General features: G+C 72.1%; 23 protein-coding genes and 1 pseudogene. 4 read left to right on the top strand and 20 right to left on the bottom strand.

Annotated elements, in window-relative coordinates; all coding sequences use genetic code 11:
* Window positions 1–127 precede the first annotated feature (127 nt).
* Window positions 128–1,081, top strand: a complete 954-nt coding sequence (locus tag H297_RS0110660; RefSeq protein WP_027737025.1) for a LysR family transcriptional regulator — start codon at window positions 128–130, stop codon at window positions 1,079–1,081.
* On the opposite strand, the gene H297_RS35760 is transcribed toward H297_RS0110660, so the two are convergent.
* A complete protein-coding gene (locus H297_RS35760) occupies window positions 1,078–2,187 on the bottom strand; it encodes an NUDIX domain-containing protein (RefSeq protein ID WP_064744807.1) in 1,110 nt (369 codons plus the stop codon). The two genes, H297_RS0110660 and H297_RS35760, sit on opposite strands and share 4 nt — an antisense overlap.
* 42 nt (window positions 2,188–2,229) lie before the next feature.
* Window positions 2,230–2,874: a hypothetical protein gene (locus H297_RS0110650; RefSeq protein WP_027737024.1), complete on the bottom strand. Its 645-nt coding sequence runs from the start codon at window positions 2,872–2,874 to the stop codon at window positions 2,230–2,232.
* Between the two features lie 594 nt (window positions 2,875–3,468).
* Between H297_RS0110650 and H297_RS0110645 the strand changes: the two genes are divergently transcribed.
* A complete protein-coding gene (locus H297_RS0110645) occupies window positions 3,469–3,864 on the top strand; it encodes a DUF2267 domain-containing protein (protein WP_078513912.1) in 396 nt (131 codons plus the stop codon).
* A gap of 128 nt (window positions 3,865–3,992) precedes the next feature.
* Here H297_RS0110645 and H297_RS0110640 read toward each other — a convergent pair whose 3' ends face one another.
* From H297_RS0110640 to H297_RS0110570, 16 genes and pseudogenes are all read right to left on the bottom strand, one after another.
* On the bottom strand, window positions 3,993–6,566 hold the full coding sequence (locus H297_RS0110640) for an ATP-dependent Clp protease ATP-binding subunit (RefSeq protein WP_027737022.1): 2,574 nt from the start codon (window positions 6,564–6,566) through the stop codon (window positions 3,993–3,995).
* Between the two features lie 159 nt (window positions 6,567–6,725).
* Window positions 6,726–6,986, bottom strand: a complete 261-nt coding sequence (locus H297_RS0110635) for a gas vesicle protein K (protein WP_027737021.1) — start codon at window positions 6,984–6,986, stop codon at window positions 6,726–6,728.
* Between the two features lie 122 nt (window positions 6,987–7,108).
* Window positions 7,109–7,348, bottom strand: coding sequence for a gas vesicle protein (locus tag H297_RS0110630; protein WP_027737020.1), 240 nt, complete (start codon window positions 7,346–7,348; stop codon window positions 7,109–7,111).
* Window positions 7,335–7,649: a GvpL/GvpF family gas vesicle protein gene (locus tag H297_RS44145; RefSeq protein WP_486589475.1), complete on the bottom strand. Its 315-nt coding sequence runs from the start codon at window positions 7,647–7,649 to the stop codon at window positions 7,335–7,337. The genes H297_RS0110630 and H297_RS44145 overlap by 14 nt, the downstream gene beginning before the upstream one ends.
* Before the next feature lie 211 nt (window positions 7,650–7,860).
* Window positions 7,861–8,295 (bottom strand): annotated as a pseudogene (locus H297_RS44140) (GvpL/GvpF family gas vesicle protein); the annotation flags it as partial.
* Window positions 8,292–8,705, bottom strand: coding sequence for a gas vesicle protein (locus tag H297_RS35750; RefSeq protein WP_051351780.1), 414 nt, complete (start codon window positions 8,703–8,705; stop codon window positions 8,292–8,294). The pseudogene H297_RS44140 and the gene H297_RS35750, both read right to left, overlap by 4 nt.
* 30 nt (window positions 8,706–8,735) lie before the next feature.
* A complete protein-coding gene (locus H297_RS0110615) occupies window positions 8,736–9,740 on the bottom strand; it encodes an SRPBCC family protein (RefSeq protein ID WP_027737019.1) in 1,005 nt (334 codons plus the stop codon).
* Window positions 9,741–9,745: 5 nt separating this feature from the next.
* Window positions 9,746–10,387, bottom strand: coding sequence for a hypothetical protein (locus tag H297_RS35745; RefSeq protein ID WP_037793727.1), 642 nt, complete (start codon window positions 10,385–10,387; stop codon window positions 9,746–9,748).
* Complete coding sequence (locus H297_RS35740; RefSeq protein ID WP_199787179.1) at window positions 10,384–10,701, bottom strand: gas vesicle protein GvpG; 318 nt, start codon at window positions 10,699–10,701, stop codon at window positions 10,384–10,386. Before H297_RS35740 ends, H297_RS35745 begins: the two co-directional genes overlap by 4 nt.
* A gap of 2 nt (window positions 10,702–10,703) precedes the next feature.
* Window positions 10,704–11,501 carry a GvpL/GvpF family gas vesicle protein gene (locus H297_RS0110600; RefSeq protein ID WP_027737018.1) on the bottom strand — a complete coding sequence of 266 codons (798 nt, stop codon included), beginning with the start codon at window positions 11,499–11,501 and terminating at the stop codon, window positions 10,704–10,706.
* 3 nt (window positions 11,502–11,504) lie between these two features.
* Entirely contained in the window at window positions 11,505–12,032 is a 528-nt protein-coding gene (gene gvpJ, locus H297_RS0110595) for a gas vesicle protein GvpJ (protein ID WP_027737017.1), read from the bottom strand.
* Window positions 12,033–12,065: 33 nt separating this feature from the next.
* Entirely contained in the window at window positions 12,066–12,425 is a 360-nt protein-coding gene (gvpO, locus tag H297_RS0110590) for a gas vesicle protein GvpO (protein ID WP_027737016.1), read from the bottom strand.
* Window positions 12,426–13,567: 1,142 nt separating this feature from the next.
* Window positions 13,568–14,578, bottom strand: a complete 1,011-nt coding sequence (locus H297_RS0110585) for an NAD(P)-dependent alcohol dehydrogenase (protein WP_027737015.1) — start codon at window positions 14,576–14,578, stop codon at window positions 13,568–13,570.
* The gene (locus H297_RS0110580) at window positions 14,575–15,444 is read right to left on the bottom strand and encodes an SDR family oxidoreductase (RefSeq protein ID WP_027737014.1); all 870 of its coding nucleotides are present in this window, start codon (window positions 15,442–15,444) and stop codon (window positions 14,575–14,577) included. Before H297_RS0110580 ends, H297_RS0110585 begins: the two co-directional genes overlap by 4 nt.
* Before the next feature lie 22 nt (window positions 15,445–15,466).
* Window positions 15,467–16,078 carry a TetR/AcrR family transcriptional regulator gene (locus H297_RS40225; protein WP_158693667.1) on the bottom strand — a complete coding sequence of 204 codons (612 nt, stop codon included), beginning with the start codon at window positions 16,076–16,078 and terminating at the stop codon, window positions 15,467–15,469.
* 286 nt (window positions 16,079–16,364) lie between these two features.
* Window positions 16,365–17,534, bottom strand: a complete 1,170-nt coding sequence (locus tag H297_RS0110570) for an MFS transporter (RefSeq protein WP_037793724.1) — start codon at window positions 17,532–17,534, stop codon at window positions 16,365–16,367.
* A gap of 223 nt (window positions 17,535–17,757) precedes the next feature.
* On the opposite strand from H297_RS0110570, the gene H297_RS35730 reads away from it, so the two are divergent.
* The gene (locus tag H297_RS35730) at window positions 17,758–18,549 is read left to right on the top strand and encodes an AraC family transcriptional regulator (RefSeq protein WP_078513956.1); all 792 of its coding nucleotides are present in this window, start codon (window positions 17,758–17,760) and stop codon (window positions 18,547–18,549) included.
* 695 nt (window positions 18,550–19,244) lie between these two features.
* On the opposite strand, the gene H297_RS35725 is transcribed toward H297_RS35730, so the two are convergent.
* Both H297_RS35725 and H297_RS0110555 read right to left on the bottom strand, forming a co-directional pair.
* Complete coding sequence (locus H297_RS35725; RefSeq protein WP_037793721.1) at window positions 19,245–20,717, bottom strand: MFS transporter; 1,473 nt, start codon at window positions 20,715–20,717, stop codon at window positions 19,245–19,247.
* Entirely contained in the window at window positions 20,714–21,352 is a 639-nt protein-coding gene (locus tag H297_RS0110555; RefSeq protein WP_027737012.1) for a TetR/AcrR family transcriptional regulator, read from the bottom strand. Before H297_RS0110555 ends, H297_RS35725 begins: the two co-directional genes overlap by 4 nt.
* A gap of 212 nt (window positions 21,353–21,564) precedes the next feature.
* On the opposite strand from H297_RS0110555, the gene H297_RS35720 reads away from it, so the two are divergent.
* Complete coding sequence (locus tag H297_RS35720; RefSeq protein WP_051351739.1) at window positions 21,565–22,983, top strand: methyltransferase family protein; 1,419 nt, start codon at window positions 21,565–21,567, stop codon at window positions 22,981–22,983.
* Window positions 22,984–23,047: the final 64 nt, after the last annotated feature.

The raw sequence follows: 23,047 nt of genomic DNA, 5'->3' as shown, positions 1-23,047 counted from the left end.
CGCGCCCTCGTCCCGCCCTGGCCACCACCTGCTGACCGCCGGTATCCAAGCGGGGCGCGGCGGCCGGGATCAAACAACCGAGCGGCCCGCGGACACAACCAACGGGTGTGCGGATACGGTGGCCGGTGTGGATCTCGCAGCCGTGCGCACCTTCGTGGCCGCCGTGGACACGGGGCGGTTCCAGGACGCGGCCGTGGCCGCGTCGATCAGCCAGCAGGCGGTCTCCAAGCGCATCGCCACGCTGGAGAAGGCCCTGGGCGTGCGGTTGTTCGCGCGTACCGCGCGCGGAGCGACGCTCACCGTCGACGGGCATGCGTTCCTGCCCCACGCCCGGGACCTCCTCCGGGCCGAGGAGCGTGCGGTCGCCTCCGTGCGCCCCGGCAGCCGCCCGCTGCGCGTCGACGTGATCGGGCGGCGCCTCGGCCCGGCCGCCCTGGTCCGCGACTTCCATCGGGCACACCCCGACGCACGGCTCGATGTCGTGACCCTTTTCGACGCCGATGCGGCCGTCGACGCCCTGCGGTCCGGCACCGTCGACGCGTCCTTCCGCGCCGTCACCATGCCGGGCCGGCAGCTCCCCGACGAGATCGGCGCCGTAAGGGTGTACGACGAGCCCGTGCAGCTTGTGACCGGGCAGTCCCACGAGCTCGCCGCCGCCACCACGGTCACGCCCGCCGACCTGGCCGGGCACCGGATCTGGATGCCGGGCCTCGTCCCCGGGACCGAGTGGGCCGCCTACTACGACGCCCTCGCCGCCGCGTTCGGACTCACCGTCGAGGTGGCCGGACCCGACTTCGGTACCGCACCCCTGCTGGAGACCATCGCCGCCTCCCGTTCACTGGCGACCCTCGTCGGCGAGCACACCCACCTCCGGCTGCCGCGGGGAGGTGCCTTCGACGCCGGTCATGGCAGCCACGGGCTGCGGCGCATCGCCCTCCGGGGCCCCCAACCGGTCTACCCGCACTCGCTGATCCGGCACCGCGCCAACCCGCACCCGCTGCTGGCCGCCCTCCACGCCCACCTGTCCACCGGCCGCTTCCAGCACTCCGCCGACGCCACCTGGAGTCCGACGTGGGCCTAACACTCTGAGCCGACACGGCACCCACCACCGGGCCGTGCCACCATGCCGGTCCCGGTGCTCCCGTCGTGCCGCCCCGCGTGCGGGTACGCGTGCACCGGCGGCAGCCCGGGCAGCACGCCGGGCCACACCGCCTCCAGCGCCTGTGCGCTGGGCGCGAAAACAGCATCCAGGTTCGCCACGGCGTGCGGATCGTGCCACTCCCACCGAAGGAAGCGGTGCGGCTCGGGCAGCCCGAGCGTGCCCGTCCAGGAGGCGACGCGGACCACCGCCGAGATCCGGCACACGCCGTCGCGGTCGTCGTGCAGAAACGTCAGCAGGCGCGCCCCGCCCGGCGCCGCTGTCAGGCCGGTCTCCTCCGCCAGCTCCCGTACTGCCGCGGCCGTGACGGCCTCGCCCTCCTCCACCCGGCCGCCAGGAAGCTCCCACATGCCGTGCCGGGAACGTCCCAGCAGCACGCGCCCGCAGGCGTCGGTGACGACGGCGCACGCACCGAGGGCAGCATGCGGCTCGGGCCGGCCCTTCTCGGCCGCCGTCCAGGTGTCCACCGGTCCACGCAGTACGAGAACGGCCAGACCTTCCACGTCGAAGCGCTCAGCCTCTTGCCAGCCCCGCACCAGCAGGCCGATCTCCTCCTCGTCCAGGGCGATACGCCGTCGCTCCCGCGGCGTGTGCGCCGCCACCGGGGTGACCACCACCAGGGCACCACCCGGCCGCAACCGGGCCCCCAGGTCCCGCACCACGCGGGTGCGGTCGTGCAGGAACGCGTACACCAGCCGCAGGGTGATCAGGTCGTATCCTTCGGCGTTCAGCCCGGCCGGGGGACCGTGCTCGATGTCGGCCTCGTACCACCGCACCGCCTCGGCTCCCGCCCGCTCCGTGCGGGCCCGGGCCAGCGCGCCCCGGGCGAAGTCGACCGCGTCGACGGTGTAACCGAGACGGGTGAGGAAGACCGCGAGTTCGCCGGTGCCGCACCCCACGTCGAGTGCCTGTCCGCCGTCGGGGGCGGGTACGTGCCGTGTGAGCAGCTCGCCTTCCTCGGGACCCAGAGGGCGGAAGCCGTGTCCGGCGGCGTAGTGCTGGGACCAGTCGGCTCGGTCGTGTGCCACAGGCGGTCTCCTTCTCGGCGGTCGGGTGGGCCTGACGCGTCCTCAGCGGTGGTCGGTGGTCTCCTCACGCAGGTGGTCGGTGTGGCGGGTGAGGGCGTCGAGCCGGGCGGCGAGCTCGGGGTGGCCGGTGGCCAGATGGGGGCGCACTCCGGCCAGCGGGTCGACGAGGGCGGCGGCGTCGTGCCGTCCCAGGGCCTGCAGGAGCGGGGTGCGGGCCTCCTCCGGAAGGTCGGCGAGGGCGGTGATCTGCCCGGCCAACTGACGCAGGCCGGCGGCGTTGCCGCGGGCCCAGGCGGTGACGGTGCGGTCTGCGGCGCGGCGGTCGCGGGTGGCCTGGACGCGCTGCTCACCGGTGGTGCCCGGGGCGCCGGGGCGCAGCCGCAGGTAGCGGCGCTCGGCGGCCTGTCGGCTCGCGACCCCGAGGGGATGCGCCAGATCGGCCCAACTGGCCCCTGCCGCGCGGGCGGTCTCGATCAGCCCGGTCTCCCAGTTGGCGAGCCGGTCGCGTACCTCGCGGAGGACGAGCAGCGCGGCCAACGCCTGCTCGGAGCTGGTCGGGGCCCCGGTCCGTGGTCCGGGCCGAGCGGTCTGTGCGGTACGGAGGGCCTCCTCGATCGCGCGGAGTGCCGCTTCCGCCGCGGGGAAGGACGGGGGAGAGGGGAGGGTCTCCGACTCTTCCGCAGGCATGTGTCACCACCTGCTCCTGTCATCTCGCCGATGACGGACGAGGTTGTCATCTTTCTGACGACATGCTACAAGAGAAGACAGAAGAAGACAGGTGCAGGCATGAGGCGGAAAGCGGTCTGAACTCAAGCGGAGGTGTCCCACATGCTCAGGTGCACCGGTCCCTGCTGTGCGTCGGCCCCGGCGCACGCACCCGTGGCCCGGCTGGCAGACGTGTGGCGTCCGGGCGAGCGGCACCCGCTGACCCCCGGCTGAGCACCGCGGGCGGCGCCACCACACCGGCGTGCTGACGCCGCCCCCTCGTTCGGCGAACGGGCCGAGCCTTGCGAACACGCAGCCCACCGCGCGGCACGCAGGCACGGTCACGGCTGAGTGGGAGAGGGCACCGCGCTTCCCGGAGCGCGGTCGGCCGAGGACGACGGAAGCACCCTTCTCGATGCCCGCCCGCTGTCCGCGCATTCCCCGCGCGGCCTTGCACGCACACCGGCCACCGTCGTCCGGGCACCGCCGAGCCCCCCGTCCCGCCGGCCGCCGGGCCGGAGAAACCGCACCGCGAAAAATCCATACGGCGAAAGGCTTCACCCACCGATGCAGCCCATGACGTTCCCGCTGATGCTCGAACGGATCCGTTACAACGGCGCCTATCCCACCCGTGAGCGGGCGGAGGAGGTCGCAGCCACCGTTCTGGCCGCGCTCGGCCGCAGACTCAACGGTGAGGAACGCGTCGAACTCGCCGCCCGCCTCCCGCGCGAGGCCGCCGAGATCCTCACCGCTCAGATCCCCGAGCCCGAGCCCCTGACCGGCTGGGCCTTCGTGAAGGAACTGGCCACCCGCACCGGCGGCACCCACGCCACCACGCGCTGGGACGTCGGTTCGGTCCTCGGTGTCGTCGCGGAGCTGGCCGGCTCGGAGATCCTCGACCGCGTCCTGGCCCGGTTGCCCTCCGGATACGCCCTGCTCTTCGGCCGCGTCGAACTGACCCCGGCCGCCTGAACGTTCCCCGTGCGGGAGTCGAGGCGCGGCGCTGGAGGACCCGGCGGGAGCGCGGGCGCGGACCCCGCGCCTGCCGGGCTGGGGCGGTGACGGTCCCCGGGCGCCGACGGGACGTCCGGGGACCGCGGTCAGGCGGCTTCCGCCTCGGTGCGGAACTCCAGGTGACCGTCCGCGACCTCCACCAGCAGCCGGGTGTGCGGCTGCAGTTCGCCGCCCAGCAGCATGCGCGAGAGCCGGTTGTCGACCTCCCGCTGGATGGTGCGCCGCAGGGGCCGGGCCCCGTACTCGGGCTGATAGCCCTCGTGGGCCAGCCAGTCGACGGCCTCGGGGGAGAAGTCGATCGACAGGTCCTGGGCGTGCACCCGTCGCCTGGTCTCCTCCAGCAGCATGTCGGTGATCTGCCGCAACTGCGTGTCGTCGAGACGGCGGAAGATGACGATCTCGTCGATGCGGTTGAGGAACTCGGGCCGGAACTGCTCTCGCAGCGGCCGCAGGATCCGTTCGCGCCGGCCCTCCTCGTCGGCGTCCTCACCGGCACCGAAGCCGAGCACCGCGCCGCGTCCGGTGATGGCCTCGGACCCGAGGTTGCTCGTCATCACGATGACGGTGTTGCTGAAGTCCACCGTGCGGCCCTGCGAGTCGGTCAGCCGTCCGTCGTCCAGTACCTGGAGCAGCATGTTGAAGACGTCCGGGTGCGCCTTCTCGATCTCGTCCAGCAGGAGCAGCGAGTAGGGGTTGCGCCGCACCGTCTCGGTGAGCTGCCCGGCCTCCTCGTGACCCACGTAGCCGGGCGGGGCGCCGACGAGCCGGCTGACGGTGTGGCGCTCCTGGTACTCGCTCATGTCCAGCCGCACCATCTTGTCGTCGCTGCCGAACAGGCTCTCGGCGAGCGCCCGGGCCAGCTCCGTCTTTCCGACACCGGTGGGGCCGAGGAAGAGGAAGCTGCCGATGGGACGGTCGGGGTCGGAGAGGCCCGCGCGGGAGCGCAGCACGGCGTCGGAGACGGCGGCGACGGCCTCGTCCTGGCCGATGACCCGCCGGCGCAGGTGCTCCTCCAGGCCCAGCAGGCGGTCCTTCTCGTCCTGGGTGAGGTTGCTGATCGGGATGCCGGTCTGCCGGGAGATGATGTCGGCGATGTCCTCGACCGTGACCTCGGCGATCCGGTGGCCGTTGCGGCTCTCCTGCCTGTCCTCGTCCCGGCCGATGGAGGACTCCAGCTCGCTGAGCCGGTCGCGCAGCTCCTTGGCCTTCTCGTAGTCCTCGGCGGCCACCGCCTGGTCCTTGTCCCGGCGCACCTGTTCGGCCTCGCGCTCCAGGGCCCGTACGTCGGTGCCGCGGGTGGCCGTGCGCAGCCGTACCCGGGCCCCGGCCTGGTCGAGCAGGTCGATGGCCTTGTCCGGGAGGAAACGCCCGGTCAAGTACCGGTCGGACAGCTCCACCGCCGCGACCAGCGCCTCGTCGGTGTACCGCACCTGGTGGTGCGCCTCGTAGCGGTCGCGCAGTCCGCGCAGGATCTCCACGGCGTCCGCGACGGTCGGCTCGGGCACCAGGACGGGCTGGAAGCGGCGGGCCAGCGCGGCGTCCTTCTCGATGTGACGACGGTGCTCCTCCAGCGTGGTGGCACCGATGACGTGCAACTCGCCGCGCGAGAGCGGCGGCTTGAGCATGTTGCCGGCGTCCATCGAGCCGCCCTCGGCGCCGCCGCCGCCCGCGCCGACGACGGTGTGCAGCTCGTCGATGAAGAGGATCAGGTCGTCGGTGTGGGCGCGGACCTCGTCGATGATGCCGGTCAGCCGCTCCTCGAAGTCGCCGCGGTAGCGGGTGCCGGCCACGAGGCTGCCGAAGTCGAGCTGGACGACGCGGCGGCCCAGCAGGTTGTCCGGCACGTCGCCCTCGGTGATGCGCTGGGCCAGCCCCTCGACGACGGCGGTCTTGCCCACGCCGGCCTCACCGATCAGCACGGGGTTGTTCTTGCCCCGGCGGGCGAGGATCTCGATGGTCTGCTCGATCTGCTCGTCGCGGCCGATGACGGGGTCGATCCGGCCCTCACGGGCCAGCTCGGTCAGGTCCCGGCCGTACTTGTCGAGGTTGGGTGTGTTGCTGCCCTCCCGCGTCCCCGGGCCGTGTGCCGCGGCCTCCGCGCCACCCTGACCCGCGGCCTGGCCACCGCTGCCGGGGGCGGCGAAGCGCGGGTCGAACCGGGCGGCGTTGAGGATCCTGCCCGCCGCGGAGTCCCGGTTGGCGGCGAGTGCGACGAGCACGTGCTCGGCACCGATGTAGGAGGCGCCGCGTGCGCGGGCGATCTCGTGCGCGTCCAGCAGCGCGCGCTTCACGGCGGGGCTCACCGAGATGGAGCTGCGCGGCGGGCCCTCGTCGGCCTCCCGGTCGATCTCCGCCGCCAGTGCGTCCGGGTCGGCGCCCGCCCGCTCGACCATGGTGTGGGTCGGCTCCGCGGTGAGTGCAGCACGGAGCAGGTGCTCGGTGTCCAGGTCGCTGCTGCCGTGCTGGGCCGCGTACGAGGCGGCGTCGGAGACGAGCTGCCGGGCCGGCTCGCTCATCAGCCGGAAGAAGTCGAGGGAGCGCGGATCGCTGCCGCGCCGCCCGTCGCCCCCGGACGGGTTGCCGCCCCCCAGGAAGCGCGCGACGAACTCTTCGAACGGGTCCCGACCGAAGCCTCCGGGACCCATGTACCCGCTGGTCATGGAGTATCCGTCCCGCTGACCCGACCGAGCCGGGCCACGCTGTGTCGACTGCAAGTGGCTACCGACCGGGGTTCCCGGGAACGCCCGTACGACACTCCCGCGGCCCCGGCGACCGGGCGCACACGGACTGCTCACACTCGGACACCCGGCGGTCCGCCGTCAGCGTTCCAGCAGGGTGCCCAGCGGGCCCAGGTCCAGGTTGAGCTCGTCCCGGGTCAGCCCGTGCTGTTCGCACAGCTCGTCCATCCGTTCGTCCAGCAGCATCAGCGTCGTACCGATCCGTTCGATCTGCTCGTCGGAGACGTCGTCCTGGTCGCAGCGGTGCAGCGCCTGGCGCTCCATGAGCTGGCGCAGCAGCTCCACCACGGTCAGGACGAGGCAGACCAGGTCCCGTCCCACCCGGTCGGGGTCCAGCTCCAGCCGCCCGGTCGACCCCCGTGCGTCCCGCTGCCCGGCCGCGGGCCCGGGCGCGGGCGAAGGCGCGTCCGCGGCCGGAAGCGCGTCATCCGGTGTGGGCCCGGGTACGGAGGCGCGGGGGACGGTCACAGCGGTCCTCCGTCGCCCCAGGGGGCCGCGACCCGCTCGTTGACGGAGGACAGCAGGGCGTTCAGCGACAGCCGCACCAGCGGCACCTCCGCGATCGCCAGCACCAGATCGCCGCTCACCACCACGCCGGTGTTGAGCACCCGGTCCAGCAGGTCCACCAGAGGCACCCCGAGCGGCGCCCCGCTGTCGGGGCCTTCCCAGGGCACGGCCTCGCCCACCTGGCTACCCACGGGCATCAAGCTCACCTCCGTCCACGAACGAGTACGGCACCCACGGGCCGGTCAGCTCCACCTCGACGGCCCGGCACTGCGGGCTCTCCCGCAGCCGGCGGACCGCCTCGGCGACCTCCGCCTGCCGCCCCTCCGCCACCAGGTACGCGGCGTTGAGCAGCTGCGCCCCGCGGTCGCCGCCTTCCGTCTCGTGCGAGCGGAGCCGCCGCGAGGCCACGGCCAGCCCGCCCAGCGCGCGGTCCACCGCCTCGGCGGCGCCCAGACCGGCCTCCTGGCGCCGCTCGCGCTCCCGACGGGCACCCCGCACGCGCTCCAGGTAGGCGTGCGGCCGGACGCGATGAGGCGGCCGGACGCTCCGAGGCGTCGGGAGCCGCAGCAACCGGCCCCTGCCCCGCCCCCCGCGGCGGCTCGGACCCGGCCCTCGGCCCTGGCCCCGGTACGGGCCGAGCCGCGGAGGAGAGGCGCTCCTCCCGCCGTGCGAAGACCTTCACGCCCCATTCGACCCGGCCGGTGATGCGGCGGAGCGCCGAGCGGAAGCGGTCCGCGTCGGCGCTCAGCGCGGCCACCGCCCGCTGGTCGCCCAGGTAGAGGGTGGCCAGCGGCAGGGGGAGCGTCGGCGCGGAGGTGGCAGCGGTGGCGACGACCGCATGGTGGGCGCGGGCGCACCGTTCCAGTTCCGCGCGGTCGGCGAGTCGTTCCCGCAGCGCCTCCTCGCCGAACGCCTCCGCGGGTACGTCCTGCACCACCGCCTCCAGCTCGCCGAACGGCAGCAGCCGCACCGGTGCGCCCGGGGCGTGACCCGGCAGGTCCGCGAGCACCCGCGGGTCGCAGCCCGTGCAGACGGCGAAGACGTAGCTGGCGGTGGCGGTGGCAGGGGTGGGAGGCTGCGGCAGGTCGGCCGCCGCCGGGTGGGCGTCCGCCTGCGGCGCGGGTCCGCGTACCGTCCGCGTCATCTGTGAGGCCCTTCCTTCACGTGGCTCCAACTGCGGCTCCGGCCCTCGTCCCAGTTGGTCTCCCGGCGCGGGGCGTGCCGCTCCCGGCCGTCCTCTTCGGGGGCCTCCAGCTCCGCGATCCGCTCCCGCAGCCGCCGGTTCTCGTCCTCGACCGCGTCCCGGTGTGCGCGGGTGGAGAGCGCGGGGTCGGTCTCCCACCAGTTGATGCCCGCCTTCTTCGCCGTCTCGACGGAGGAGACGAACAGCCGCAGCCGGATGGTCAGCAGCTCGATGTCCAGAAGGTCGATCTTGATGTCGCCCGCGATCACGATGCCCTTGTCGAGGACGCGTTCGAGGATGTCGGCGAGGTTGGCGGGCCCGGAGGGGGTGGAGGGCGCGTGGGAGAGGGGACGCTCCGGGGTGCGCTCCACGGTGCGTTCCGTCACGGCCGACCTCCCTCCTTACCGCCGGTCATCGTCGTCGTCCTCCTCGTCGTCCTCTTCCTCCCCGTCCTCCCCGTCCTCGTCGTCCTCGTCCTCGCCCTCGCCCTCGCCCTCGTCCTCGTCCTCGTCCTCGTCGGGCCCGCGGTCCTCGTCCTCGTCGCCGTCCTCGCCCTCCTGCTGCTTGCGCTCCTCTTCCTCCTGCTGGACCACCTCGTCGTGGCTGCGGGAGACCTCGCCGTCGCGGATCTCGCCGCGCCAGCCGTCCACCTCCTCCGACTGGAGGGTGACGTAGCGCTGGAAGTGCTTGAGGTCGAGACGGAGCCGCCGGCCCTGGGCCCGCCAGATGTTGCCGGTCTTCTCGAAGAAGCCGGAGGGGTAGTACTCGACGACGACCGTGACGCGGGTCAGGTTCTCGTCGAGGCGGTGGAAGCTGACCGCGCCGTTCGTGGTGCCCTTCGAGCCCTCGGACGACCACACGATGCGCTCGTCGGGGATCTGCTCGGAGACGGTGGCCTCATAGCTGCGGGTCGACGGCCAGACGCGGACCTTCCAGGTCGTCTTCGTCTCGTCCTGCTCGTCCCGCGAGACGCTGCTGACGCCGTTCATGAAGCTGCCGAAGTCCTCGAACTGCGTGAAGTGGTCGTAGACCACGCGCAGCGGCCGCCCGATGTCGACGTGCTCGATGATGTTGATGGCCTTGAGGTCGCCGGCCTTGCTGCCGCCCCCGCCCATGCCGACCGCCTCCTTGGCCTTGTCGGCCACCTTGTCCTTGGCGCCCTTGGCCTTCTCGGAGACCAGAGCCTTGACCGGGTTCTCGCCCTTCATGGCGCGGGCGGCCGTACCGGCCAGATCGCCACCGCCCGCTTCCTTGAGCTTGCTCGGGTCGGCCAGGTCCGTGAGCTTGTCGGTGACCTTCCCGACGACCTGCTTGCCGGCCGCGCCCAGGTACTCCATGAGCTCGTTGCGGAGAGCCTCCAGGGGAGACCCGCCGTCGCCGCCCGTCGCTTTGTCCTGCTCAGCCATGGCGCTCACCTCCTGCGGCCGGGGCGGTCGGCGGACTTCTTGGCCGCACTGCCGGAGGACCGGCGCACCGACCCGCCCGAGGACCTGTCCGCCGACGAGTTCGCGGACCTCCCGGCGGACCTGCCCGCCGACCTCCCGGCGGACCTGCCCGGCGGCCTGCCGGCGGACCTGTCCGGCGACTTCCCGGAGGACGGGCCGGGGCGCGCCTTCTTCCGCGGCTGTTCGCGCGGCTGCTCGTCCTCACCCCCGTCGTCGCCCTCGCCCGCTCCCGCGTCGCCCTCCGGCCCGTTCCCGGACTCCTCGGGCTCGTCGTCCTCGTCCTGCGGACCGCCCTGGCCTCCGAGCCGTTCCGTGCGGGACCTGAGCGAGTCGGTGAGGCTCTCGATTCTGCGGTTGGCGACCGAGCCGGCCGCCGTCCGCGCCGCTTCCATCATCTGGTCCTTGACCTGGTCGGCCAGCTCCGCGAACTGGGGTGTCTCGGAGATCTTCCGGACGCCCTTGCTGATCAGTTCCTGCGGGTCGAGGCCGAGGCGGCGTCCGGCCAGCAACGACCCGAGGGCCAGCGCCAGCTTCGCCTTCTTGGTACGGCCGAGGAAGTAGCCGCCCGCGACACCCGCGAGAACGGCCGTTTTGCAACTGTCGGTCATGACTGGTTCCTTGCGCTCGATGGCGTCCCGGTCTCGTCGGGCGGTGCGGGGTGGGAGGTGTCGGTACGGGCGCGGGCCACGGCGCTCGACGTGCCCTGTTCCAGCAGGTCGAGCAGGCGTTCCTCCTCGCGCTCGAACTCCTCCTCGGTGAGCTCTCCTTCCTCGTACGCCCGGTTGAGCTCACCGAGCTGGGCCCGGACCGTCGCCGGGTCGCACAGCTCCTGCTCCGCGACGTCGAGCAGCCGGCCGGCCACCCACTCGACGCCCCGTACCGGCGCCAGCGGCAGCAGCAGTACCCCGCTGAAGAGCCCCACCGTCAGCTCCCCGCGATGAGGTGCTGGGCGGGGGCGGCGTCGGAGGTGCCCGGTTCCCGGCCCTCCCGGGGCACGAAGCTGTAGCAGGGCAGCGGCCCGGTCAGCCGCAGTTCGACCTGCTCCCGGTGGGCGGCGGCGAAGCGCTCCGCGTGCCGGCGGAACCGATCGCCGCGGGTCTGCGGTACGAGGAAGGAGGCGTTCAGCACACATCCGGGGACATCGGGCCCGCGTACCACCTCGTCGGCGAGGGCGCCCAGTTCCCGCAGAACTCTGTCCGCGGCCTCCGCAGCCCGGCGGGACAGCCCCTCGGCGACGGCCTGACCGAGCCGCACGTTGCCCTCGTAGGAGGGCCTGCTGCGCACGTCCGCCGCGAGTCGCCGCACGGCCGCGTCGTCGCGTACGAGGGCCTCGACAGCGGACTGGACCGGCATCGCCTTGAGGTTCATCTCGGTGCGGCGGTCCAGCCGCCGCAGCGCCGCGAGGTGAGTGGCGGACGCGGCGGCGACGGCCCGCTCCACCTCGTCCGCGTCCTCGGCGATCATCCCGAAGCGCATCGGCAGCACGGGGCCCTCGTTGCCGACGGCGGTCAGCAGGTCCTGATGAGCCATCAGGTCCCGGCGCCGCGCCCGCAGGTCGGGCGGCGTCTCGCTGACGAGCGCCGCCAGCGTCCCCACCGGCAGCAGCCGCACGCGGGCCGGCGGTCTGCCCACCCCGCCGGCGTCGGCCGGGAGTGTGCGGCCGGCGTGCACGATGCCGTACACGTAGAGGCGGGACGGGGGAGAGGGAGGGGACGTGCTCATGGCTCAGGCCTCCTGGGTGCGTCGGCTCGTGCGGGAGCCGCTCCGGGAACCGGCGGAGGCCCGGGAGCGGGTGGAGGCCCGGGTGCCGGAGCCCGTGGTGCGGTGTTTGCGGGGGGCCTCCTCGGGCTCCTCGTCGTACGCGTCGAACGAAGTGTCAGCAGCGTCGGCGGCCTCGTCCTCGTCGCCCATCCCGATGGCGTCCTTGACCTTGCCGCCCACCGACTTCGCGGCCTTCTTCGCACCGCCCCTGGCCGCGCCGCCGGCCATACCGGCGAACAGGTCGGGCACCGTCCTGCTGGACGCGTCCTGGTTGAGGTCGAGCCGGTTGCACACTTCGGCGAAGCGCAGATAGGTGTCGACACTGGCGACCACGATCCGGGCGTCGATCTTGAGGATCTCGATGCCGACGAGCGAGACCCGCACGAAGATGTCGATCACCATGCCGCGGTCGAGGATCAGCTCCAGGACGTCGTAGAGCGTCCCGGCGCGCGGAACGCAGACCGCGGCTTCGTTGTAGGTGGTGGTCGTCATGGCTGGCTCTTCCTCTCGGACGGTGCGGCGCCGTCAGTCGTCGCTCGCGCCTCGCCGGTAGCGCCTGATCCGCCGGTACTGGACGAGCTGCCCGTGGCTGTCGAGCTCCACCTCGTAGGTGGCCAGCAGGCTGGTGGTGTCCGGGATGCGCGGCACCTCCAGCACGTCGACGTGGACCCGCCAGCCGTGCTCGGCCTTGCGGACGGCGGAGACGCCCTCGGCCCGGTGACCGATCAGTCGGCCGAGGCTCCGGGCCGCGCGCCGCGCCGCGCCCTCCGGCCCTCCGGAATCGGTGGCGGAAGCCGACGTGTCGCCGCCCTTGGAGGACGACTTCGACGACGGTTTCGAGGTTTTCGCGGCGGTGCGGGTCCCTCGTTCACGTTGCTCCGGCATGACCACAGTCTGTGCAGGGCGAGTCGCTGTCGGCACGCGGAGCTGATCCATCCGGGTCCGCCCCGGGGGGCCGGAGCCGGCTCCGTGTCACCTGGCGCTGCCGCGCTGTCCCTGAAACCGGTGTGTCTTGCGGGACTGGTGGTCCAAACGGCTTCGGCCGGCGACTGGATGCTCCTGGGGACCGGGCCCGGGCCGCCGGTGCGAGCCGTGGGGCCGCCTCGACCGAGCCCGTCGAGGTGGACGTCACCGCCTTCCACCGGCGCCGGCAGTTCACCCACCCGGCCCCGCGGCGGCAGCAGGGACAGCGGGCGCCGCCACCCTGGTTGTGCCAGCCAGTCTCCTCGTGGCTGCGGGGGAAGCGGCCCTTGAGCCGGAGCCCCGTCGCGCGGTGGCAGTCGCAGCAAGACTCGTCGCAGCGGACGATCCACCGGCCCTCCTCGTCCGGACGGTCCGCCTGGTGGGGACGACGAGGGAGGGCAGGTGGCCGTCACAGCAGTCGTCCGCAGCGGCGGATGACCCCGGCGCCCGGCCGCGTCCGGGACCGCGCACCCTGCCGGGCTGCGTGTCCCAGGGCGCACAGACGGCGGAGGACTCCCGGTCGGTGCGTCCTCGCCGCCGACTGGCTGGTGTCGCTCACCGTCGGCCGCGTCGACCCCACCGTCTTCGACTCCGATGCGTGGAACATCGGCTACCACCACCCGTTCTGGTTCTACGGCCAGCCGGTGGTCTACCTGAGGTCCTGCCCCTGCTCGCGGGCTTCGGCGAGGTGTGGGCCGTCCTCGCCGACGCCGGTTCTGCTGTTGCAAGGGCACCGTCGTCTCCCTGCCGGCCTTCGCCCCCGCCTGTCGAAAAGCGTGCGGCGTGACCGCGTGTTCGCTACCGGCCAGGTGACCGATGCCTACTGCTCGCTGACCCCCATCGCGCTGCCGACCACGGTGCGCTGGTCCGGGCCGCCGGGTCGCTCGCCCTGCCGCTGTCCGTCGTGCTGCCCGCACCCGTTCCCGGCCTCGCGCGGCCGGGAACGGGTGCGGGCCCGGGTGAGAGATGCCTGTGTCGGCGGCCACAGGCCCCCGCGCGAGGCCGTCGTGGACGGATGAGCAGACCTTCCCGCAGGGGAGGCCTGGTCATCGGCGGCGTTGCTCCTACGTGAGGTCGATGACGGCGCGGTAGCGGGCGTGGCCGCCGCGGACGTGGTCGACGGCGTGGTCGATCCGGTCGTGGGGGAACACCTCGGCCTGGGCGTGGATGCCGTGCCGCGCGGCGAAGTCGAGGAGTTGCCGGGTGACGGCGGGCGGGCCGACCACGGCCGAGACGAGGGACTTCTCCTCCGGCAGAATGCTGAGTTGGCTGATTGTGAACGGGTTGGTGGGAACGCCGACGACGCACAGCTTGCCGCGGGGGCGCAGGGCGGTGAAGTAGTCGTCCCAGGGCAGGTCGGCTCCGACAGTGTCGAGGATGAAGTCGAACTGCCCTGCCGCCTGGGGAACTTCGTCGGAGGACATGAAGATGTGGGCCCCGAAGTGTCGAGCGTCCTCGGCCTTGTCGGTGCTGGTGGAGATGGCCGTTACGTGACAGCCCCATGCGGCCAGGATCTGCAGAGCGATGTGTCCCAGGCCGCCGACGCCCACCACTGCGACGCGGTCGGTGGGCCGCACGCCGTGGCCTACGACGGCGTTGAAGACGGTGGTGCCCGCGCACAGGAGTGGGGCCGCCTCCTCGGAGGCCAGCGCAGGCGGGATCGGTGGGACATGGCGCCAGTCGCCGGCCCGTACGTGGCTGGCGAAGGTGCCGCCTCGGTCGCGGAAGATCACGTCGTCCCTCGCCGCGCACAGGTGCTGTCGGCCGGTCAGGCACCATTCGCAGTGGAAGCAGGATCCGGCGACGGCGCCCACTCCCACACGTTGGCCGACCTGGAGCTGTGTGCGGTCGACGGCGGCCCCGATCGCCGCGACGACGCCGATGCCTTCGTGACCGGGCACCAGGGGGAAGCGGGCCTGCCCGTAGTGGTCGTCGATCATGCCCAGGTCGGTCTGGCAGATGCCGCTGTGGGTGAGCGCCACGTCAACTTCCAGTGGGCCAGGTGGAGTCGGTTCGTACTCCCTGGCTCGGACGGGTCCTCCGGCCCGGTCGACGGTGTAGGCGAGGACAGTCATGCCGTGGCTCCCCTGGGGTGGTGGCGGCGCAGAGTGGAGCTGAGGATGCGGTCGAGCGCGCGGTCGGGCAGGAACCGGGTCAAACGTGTGATCAGGGCGGCATCCCGGCCGGCGGTGTAGCGGGTGCGCGGTCTGCGGGCGGTCACGGCCTTCGCGATGACCCGGGCGGCGGCGTCGGCGGTCAGGCCCGACGCAGTGCCCGAATCCATCAGCTTGTTGTTCGCCTGGACCAGGTCGCCGTAGCGCGCGTGCTGCTCCGGTGTCATACGGGCAGCCAGCTCGTTCGCCGTCGCGGTCCCGCGGGCGGCGATCCTCGTGCGGACGCCGCCGGGCTCCACCACGACCACCTGTACGCCCAGCGGCTCGACCTCCCGGCGCAGCGCGTCACTGACTGCCTCCAGCGCGAACTTCGCGCCGGCATACGCGCCGTACGTGGCCATGGCGACCTTGCCACCGACCGAGCTGATGTTGACCACACGCCCCTTGCTGCCCAGCAGCGCAGGCAGGAGTGCCTGGAAAACGGCGATGTGACCGAACAGATTCACCTCGAAAACGCGCCGCCACTCCGGCATCGGCAGGGATTCGACCGGGGCGTTCACCTGGATACCGGCGTTGTTGACGAGCGCGTGCAGCGGGCGTGGGTCGTCGGCGACCCGCACGGCAAGTGCCTCCACGTGCTCGGGTTTCGTGATGTCGAGGAGGACCGGCTCGATGCCGGCCGACCGGGTGGCGTCGGCGTCCCGGTCGTGCCGCACACCGGCCAGGACGTGAAAACCCTGGCGGGTCAGTTCGCGAGCCGCCGACGCGCCCATGCCCGTGGAGGCTCCGGTGACAACGACCAGCTTCTGGGCTTCGGGTGATGTCATGGCATGTCCAACCGTGGGGGGGTTATGCGGGTGAGCCGAGGACGAGGGTGAGCGCGAGGTCGAAGTGCCGGGCGCGGTCCTCGGGCGGGAGAGTGAGGTGCTTGATGCCGGTCGAGACGGCAAGCAATTGCCAGGCGAGATCCTCGGCGGAAGTCCCTGGCGTGCGTTCCGGTGCCCCCTCGGCACGGAGGACGGCGGCCACCGCGTCGATGACGAAGCGTTCCAAGTCGTGCACGAGCGAGTCGCCCACCGTGTGTGCTGCGACGAGGAGTTCACTCAGCTCCTCGCTGGTCGTGGTGGCGGCGGGCCCGTGCAGGGCAGTGAGGGCGCCCAGCAGTCGCTCGCGCGTCGAGACGTCCGCTCTGGCCAGTTCCTGGGCGACGGTGGCCTGGGTCCGGGCCACCACCCGCTGGAGGCTGGCCTGGAAGAGCTGTTGCTTGTTCTTGAAGTGCAGGTACAGCCCTTGACGCGAAAGCCCGGCCGCTGCGGCGAGATCGTCCATCGAGGTCTTCCGCAGCCCGTACCGCAGGAAGACCGGCACCGCCGCGTCCGCGATCTCCTCACCGCGTGACCGGCCCTGTTCGTCCTCGCCCGCCATGCCGGCACCTGCCCTGGTCACTTGCGTGTCGTCCAACTCTTCTTTCAAGCTTTACAGAGTGAGACCAATCTGTCCAGTTCGGCAAGTTGAGTGGGCAGGCGAACCCGCCGGGCGCCAGGCACTTCCCGTCACCTCGCCGCTGCGACCGCGCCTTCGAAGCGGGAGCAACGACTTCTCGACCTGCTACAGCCCGTCAGGAACTGGCCGACTCGCGCCCCGCAGACGGACCGACGCCTGCTTCACCACAGAGAACACGGTCTCGGTGACCTGACGGGGCATGCCCCTTTCCCGTGAGCGATCCGCGCGGGCCCGCCGAAGGGCCTCAGCGGCTGGGCGGCGCCGGTTCCGTCCCTGGCGGTGTGGTGCCTGCGACGGGCAGTGAGGTGGCGGGCTCGGGCAGGGCGCGGGCCAGCAGCCACGCCAGTGCCGGCATGGCGATGAGGGGTGCCAGCGCGGTCCGCAGCGACGTGGCGTCGGCGAGCGTGCCGATGAGGGGTCCGGCCAGTCCGCCGATGCTGACCGTCAGCCCGAGGGTGACGCCGCTGGCGGTTCCCACACGGCTGGGCAGATAGTCCTGGCCGAGGGTGATCTGGAGGGAGAAGGGGAGGTACAGCCCCGCGGAGGTCAGCGCGACGCACACGTAGAACCCGGGGCCCGGCACGAGGACGGTACCGGCGACGGCCACCACGGCCACCAGGTAGGCGCGCCGCACCACGGCCACCCGGCCCCACCTGTCGGCCAGGTTGCCGCCGAGCACGGTGCCCACCGCGCCGCCCAGGTAGAGGACGCACAGCGCGGCCGTACCCGCCGCCGTGCCGCCCCCGGTGCGCTGCTGGGCGTAGAGCGAGAGGAAGGTGCTCAGCCCGACGAAGGCGACGGACCGGCAGACGACGGCCAGCGACAGCTTGACGAAGGCGCGCGTGTCGTCGCCGCCGGCCCGTGAAGGACCGCCGGCCCCGCGGCGGGCGGACCCCGACAACGCCCGCAGAACCGGCAGACACAGCACGCTGCCGGCCAGGGCCGGCAGCACGAACAGCGGGGTGAGCCGAAGCCCGCCCGTCGCGACGACGGCGGCCACCATCAGGGGTGCGGCCGCGAATCCCAGGTTGCCGCCGAGCGAGAACCAGCTCATCGCCGAGTGCCGCGCCCCGCCGGCGATCCGGGCCACGCGGGCCGACTCGGGGTGGTAGGCCGCGATGCCGATCCCGGAGACCGCCACGAACACCAGCGTCAGCGCGTACGACCCGCTCAGCCCGCTCAGCGCGATGCCCACCCCGCCCACCAGGGTGCTCACCGGCAGCAGCCAGGGCATCGCCCACCGGTCGGTGAGCGCCCCGAACAGCGGTTGGGCGACCGAGGAGAGCAGGGAGGCGGCCAGAACGAGGCCGGAGGCGGCGGCGTAGGTGTAGGAACGCTCCGCGACGAAGAAGGGCACGAGAGCGGCCACGGCGCCCTGGTAGACGTCCACGCAGCCGTGCCCGACGGACAGCATGAGCAGGGAGGCCCGTCCGGCTCCCCGCGCGCCACCCGCCGACGTGTCGTTCGCCGACGTATCGCTCGGCGACGTATCGCTCGGTGATGTGGTGCTCGGTGGTGCGGCGCTCGGCGGCATGTCGCTGCTCGGCGGGGTGTCGCTGGGCGGTGTGTTTCTCGGCACGGCACCAACCATGGGCGCCCGGACGCCTGTCCCGCTTCCGATAAACTGCCAACCACTGATGGAAAACCGCCAGGCGCACCCCACCGACCCGACAGGCCCCCTCCGTCGGCCGGGCCGCGTCCGCCACGAGACGAGCGCCCCGACCCGTTCCCGATGGCTGTCGCCCGGCGAGGTCATCGACCCGCACCGCCACGACGAGCACCAGATCGTCTACGCCGCCCGCGGCGTGGTGGTCATCACGACCGACGCCGGTTCCTGGGTCGCCCCGGCCAACCGCGCCCTGTGGGTCCCGGCCGGCACCGTGCACGCCCACCAGGCACGCGGGGACCTGGAACTGCACCTGGTGGGGGTGTCCGCTGCCGTCAACCCGCTCGGGCCGGCGGAGCCGACGGCGCTGAGTGTCGGCCCCCTGCTGCGTGAACTGCTCCTCGCCCTCACCCGCGCACCCGTGGACGACAGCCCCGAGCGGCGCCGGCTGCGCGCGGTCCTGCTGGACCAGTTGCGGGCCTCGCCGCAGCAGCCGCTGTACCTGCCCGAGCCCACCGCCGCGCGGCTCAAGGCCGTGTGCGACCTCCTGCACGCCGACCCCGCGGACAACCGCACCCTGGCGCAACTGGGCAGGCAGGTCGGCGCGAGCGACCGCACCCTCTCCCGGCTGTTCAAGGCGGACCTGGGCATGACCTTCCCGCAGTGGCGCGCGCAACTGAGGCTGCATCACGCGCTGTTGCTGCTGGCCGAGCACACCCCGGTGACGACGGTGGCTCACCGGTGCGGGTGGTCGTCCGCGAGCGCGTTCATCGACGTCTTCCGCCGCACCTTCGGCCACACGCCCGGAACGCACCAGCTCTGACCGTCCCGGGCACCGGGGCCGCAATACGGATGCGGCCCGGCACCCGCTGTCCTACGCTGGGAGTGCAGCCCGGGTGCGCTGGCCGTGGTTACTTCCTTCAAGAGGACGATGTTGAGGGTTCAAGCCCCGTCATTCACCCTCTACTTGGAGTCCCGTGACCTGCGGAAGAGCAGGTCACGGGACTCTTGTGCGTCGGCCGAACGCGGGCAAAACGCGGCCGGACCTTTCGGGCTAGCTTGCCCCCATGGCTGCGATCAGGAAGCGAGTCCGTCAGGACGGAACAGAGTTCTTCCAGGTCCGCTGGGTCGAGGGTGGCCGGAGGGGATCTTGGCAGAACGAGAAGTTCGCCGATCTGACGAGCGCGGAGACCTTCAAGAAGCTCGTCGACGCACACGGGCAGTGCTGGACCTACGGCTGGGTGCCTGGCGAAGGCTTTGTTGAGCCCGAACAGGACTCCGACGAGACTCCGTTGCTCGACTGGGCTCGAAGGTATGTGCATCGCCCCACCGGCATCGATGAGAGGACGCGCTCGGACTACCTCCGCGAAGTCGAACGCCATCTGTCTCTGATCGTGCACACCCCACACGCCGGCCAGGCAGTAACCGCTCGGGGGAGGAGAGCTGAGGCGCACGGCGCCGTTGCTGTCGCTCTTGCCGTCGCGGTTGCCGTTTTCTGCTGTTACGACGTGGCTCCCGCTACGAGGCGGCTCCCGCTGGAGCCCGGGCCTTCGGTGGAGCCGCGGCGCTCTTCTTGGCGCCGGGCACCACCACATCCCGCATGACCAACAGCGCCGCGAAGGCGAGCAGTCCGCCGGCGCCGCCCGTCCAGGCGACGGTGGTACCGATGGTGCCGCCGACTCCGGTGGCGAGGTGCTGGCTCATCAGGGTCTGGGCGAGCGCCAGCCCGAAGGCGCCGCCGATCTGCTTCATCAGCGCCGCACCGGCGGTCGCGGTGCCCATGTCGCTGTGTGGGGCGGAGCTTTGGGTGGCGATGGCAAGCCCGCCCATCGCCGGCCCGGTGCCCAGCCCGACCAGCAGCAGCCATACCGCGGTCAGCGGCAGCGAGGTCGAGGTGCCGAGGAAGAAGAACGGCATCGCCCCCGCGGTCATCAGCACCGCACCGCCCAGCAGCACCGGTTTCGTCCTGCCCCACGTCATGACGGCGGCGGCGGTGAGCCGGTTACTGACACCCATACCGACCATCATGGGCAGCAGCAGCAGTCCGGAGACCGTCGCTGAATTGCCCCGCGCATGCTGGAAGTAGAGCGGCAGCAGAATGCTCACCGGCATGGACGCGGCCTGGAAGAAGAAACCGGCGCTCAACAAGCAGAAGTAGCTGCGGCGTTGGAACAGATGTAGCGGCAACACGGGCACCTCGGCCCGCCGTTCGACCGCGACCAGCAGAATCAGCAGCACGATTCCGCCCAGCCCGCAGCCCAGCACCGCCGGGTCCGTCCAGTCCACGCTCCCCGCCGCGTTGCCCTTGAGGCTGAGCGCGACGAGGACGAGCGACAGCCCGGCGGACAGCAGCACGATGCCGCCGAGGTCGAGCCGCCCGGAAGGCACCGATTCGGGGCGCCGTTCGGGAAGGACCAGCGTCAGGATCAGCCCGGCGGCGAGACCGATGGGCAGGTTGATCCAGAACGCCCAGCGCCAGCCCGCGTGGTCGGTGAGCAGTCCGCCGATCAGCGGGCCGCCGACCAGCCCGGCGATCATCATGGCCGCCATGACCGTCTGCATCCGGATCATGCCGTGGGAGCGCCCCGGCGGATACAGATCGCGGATCAGCGCCATGCCGAGGGTGAGCAACGAGCCCGCACCGAGGCCCTGCACGCTGCGCGCCACGATCAGAAACGGCATGGAACCGGCCAACCCACAGGCCAGCGAACCGATCAGAAAGGTGGTCAATCCGGTCAGCAACAGCTTGCGCCGCCCGTAGAGATCGGAGAAGCGGCCGTAGACCGGCACGCTCACCGACGAGGTGAGCAGATAGGCGGTCACCATCCAGACATACCAGGTGCCGGAGCCGCCGATCTGCTCGACGATACGGGGCAGCGCCGTGCCGACCACCGTGCCGTCGAGCATCGCCAGAAAGGCGGCGCCCAGCACGGCGGCGGCGATCAGACTGCGCCGCCGGCCGGTCAGCGCGTCGTACACATCCGTCGTCACTCAGCCTCCTCGGTGAGCGCACCGTGCAGCAGGACCTCTACCAGTTCCGCGGGAGTCATGGGCTCGGTGGAGCGGTGCCGCGCCTGGGACAGCAGCATCAACTGGGAGTGCTCGGCAAGCTGTTCGGGCGGCAGGCGCAGCGACGCACGCTCCGGTTCGAACAGTGCGGCCAGCGCCCGGCGCGGTCCGGCCAGGCCGGCTTCACGGTCGGGGCGCTCGCCGTCCGGCCCGTTCTCCTCCGGCCTCCTGTCCTCCGGGGAGGGGCGCTCCGGCCGGCCGCGGGCGCTGGCCATGGCGCCGGCGACGGCGCCCATGTGCTCGAGGTAGCTGCTCATGGTCTCGGCTGCTTCGGTGAGCCGGTCGCCGAGCGGCTGCTCGAGGGAGATCGCTTCGAGGTGGGCGACGGTGTCCTCGGAGCGCAGGGCCTCTGCCGTGCAGGCGGCCAACAGCGCGTTCGTGTTGGGGAATACGCGGAATACCGTGCCTTCGCCGATGCCGGCGGCGCGGGCGACCTGGGCGGTGGTGACGGACGAGCCGTATTCGACGACCAGGGGCAGGGCAGCCGCGACGATCGCGCTGCGGCGCCCTTCGGGGCTGACGGGTGCGGCGCGACGGCGCTTCGGTGTCTCGGACATGCCGCCAGAGTACGGAGTGAGTGCTCACTCCGTCAAGAAAACGGCTGTTCTTTTTCACCGCGCACTGCCCGACCACACACCTATTGCGCGGCCCGTTGGGCTTGTGCCGCCGCCGTACCGCCCGTCTGTCAGCGCCACGCCCCCTTCAGCAAGGGTCGATGACGGTTCGAGGGCTCGCCGCGATCCTTTGCGGGCATCCGACGGAGGGGAACATGCCGACTCGGACGAACAACGACATCCTCAGCAAAAAGCGGCTGTTGGAGATGATGACGGCGTTCAAGACGACGTATCTGCTCCGCGCCGCGATCAAGCTGCGGGTCTTCGACTGCCTGGCCGCGGGACCGGCCGACCCGGACGACGTGGCGGCGATGCTGAAGACCGACCCGCGGGGGACGCGCATACTGCTGCGGGCACTTGCCGCCGCCGGACTGCTGGAGGCGGACGGCGAACGCTTCGGCCTCCCCGAGGGGACGGCAGACCTGCTGGTGACCACGAGCCCCGACTACTGCGGCGGCATCGTGCACGTCGCCGCCGGAGACAGCGAGTGGGACGCCATGCGGGATCTGGCGGACACCGTCCGGCACGGCGGCACCCTGCTCGACACCGACGCCGAGTCCCCCGACTTCTCGTACTGGGTGGACTTCGCCACCCATCTCACCTTCGCCACCGAGCCGGGCGCCGACCTCGTCGCCGAGACGGTACTGCCGTGGGCGGCGGACCGGGAGGCGCTGGACGTACTCGATGTCGGCTGCGGGCACGGCCTGTTCGGGCTGACGCTCGCCGCCCGCGATTCCCGCGCCACCGTCACCTGCCTCGACTGGAGCGACGTACTCGACGTCGCCGCGACGCACGCGAAGCGCCTCGAGGTGCAGGACCGTACGCACTACCTCCCGGGCGACGCCTTCGAGGTGGACCCGGGCGGTCCCTACGACGTCATCGTGCTCGGCAACTTCCTGTTCCAGTTCTCGTTCCGAAGCGGCATCGAACTACTGCGGCGGCTCGGCAGCGCGCTCAAGCCGGGGGGCGGCATGGTGATCGTCGGCTTCACCACCGGCGACCGCAGCCCGGCCGAGGAGTACCACGCGCACATGCTCAACCTGCTGATGCTGTCCTGGACCAGCCAGGGCGAACTGCACTCCTCCGCGATGTACCGGAAGATGCTGGCCTCCGCCGGACTGGCTCGCACGGAAGAGCATGAGCGGCCCGGGCTGCCGCTGCCAGCGTGGCGATCAGGCTCTCCGGCGGTGCGGTGCCGGTGTGGTCAGCGCCAGTCTGGGAAGAGCCGGTCTGGGACAGCGGGGCGGTGGTCATCGGGCTTCTCCTTGAGGGGCCGTGGCCGTGACCGGGTCCGGGGTACGCAGCCGTGCGGGGTCGAACAGCTCGATGGGGTGCGCGGTGCTGCCGTCGAGCGCGAGATCGGCGGCGGGCCGGAAGCTCCATCACAGGACAGGGCTCATGGGAACGGCGAAGCTGCGCGCCCGCTCAGCTCCCTGCGCCCGCTGCCTCACCCGATCAGGCACCGCAAGCAGCCGCCGTCCAGGGCTTCGGAAGATGCGTTTTCGAGGCCGTCCGTGTGCCGAGCCGCTGCCCGACAGATACGTGACTCAGAGCTCACCCGTCGTCGGACGTGAGACGTTTGGCCGTGGCCAAACCGGGCGTCATACGGCGCTGCGGAGCAACATCCTCCGACACCCT

Source organism: Streptomyces sp. CNT360 (assembly GCF_000424785.1).
This window is presented reverse-complemented; position numbering and strand designations above follow the sequence as displayed.

Bases quoted from the DNA above. Each gene is read 5' to 3' on its own strand.
- H297_RS0110650 (WP_027737024.1), bottom strand. From the start codon at position 2,874: ATGCCTGCGGAAGAGTCGGAGACCCTCCCCTCTCCCCCGTCCTTCCCC.
- H297_RS0110645 (WP_078513912.1), top strand. From the start codon at position 3,469: ATGACGTTCCCGCTGATGCTCGAACGGATCCGTTACAACGGCGCCTAT.
- H297_RS0110640 (WP_027737022.1), bottom strand. From the start codon at position 6,566: ATGACCAGCGGGTACATGGGTCCCGGAGGCTTCGGTCGGGACCCGTTC.
- H297_RS0110630 (WP_027737020.1), bottom strand. From the start codon at position 7,348: ATGCCCGTGGGTAGCCAGGTGGGCGAGGCCGTGCCCTGGGAAGGCCCC.
- H297_RS0110615 (WP_027737019.1), bottom strand. From the start codon at position 9,740: ATGGCTGAGCAGGACAAAGCGACGGGCGGCGACGGCGGGTCTCCCCTG.
- H297_RS35745 (WP_037793727.1), bottom strand. From the start codon at position 10,387: ATGACCGACAGTTGCAAAACGGCCGTTCTCGCGGGTGTCGCGGGCGGC.
- H297_RS0110600 (WP_027737018.1), bottom strand. From the start codon at position 11,501: ATGAGCACGTCCCCTCCCTCTCCCCCGTCCCGCCTCTACGTGTACGGC.
- gvpJ (WP_027737017.1), bottom strand. From the start codon at position 12,032: ATGACGACCACCACCTACAACGAAGCCGCGGTCTGCGTTCCGCGCGCC.
- gvpO (WP_027737016.1), bottom strand. From the start codon at position 12,425: ATGCCGGAGCAACGTGAACGAGGGACCCGCACCGCCGCGAAAACCTCG.
- H297_RS0110585 (WP_027737015.1), bottom strand. From the start codon at position 14,578: ATGACTGTCCTCGCCTACACCGTCGACCGGGCCGGAGGACCCGTCCGA.
- H297_RS0110580 (WP_027737014.1), bottom strand. From the start codon at position 15,444: ATGACATCACCCGAAGCCCAGAAGCTGGTCGTTGTCACCGGAGCCTCC.
- H297_RS0110570 (WP_037793724.1), bottom strand. From the start codon at position 17,534: ATGCTGTCCGTCGGGCACGGCTGCGTGGACGTCTACCAGGGCGCCGTG.
- H297_RS35730 (WP_078513956.1), top strand. From the start codon at position 17,758: ATGGAAAACCGCCAGGCGCACCCCACCGACCCGACAGGCCCCCTCCGT.
- H297_RS0110555 (WP_027737012.1), bottom strand. From the start codon at position 21,352: ATGTCCGAGACACCGAAGCGCCGTCGCGCCGCACCCGTCAGCCCCGAA.
- H297_RS35720 (WP_051351739.1), top strand. From the start codon at position 21,565: ATGCCGACTCGGACGAACAACGACATCCTCAGCAAAAAGCGGCTGTTG.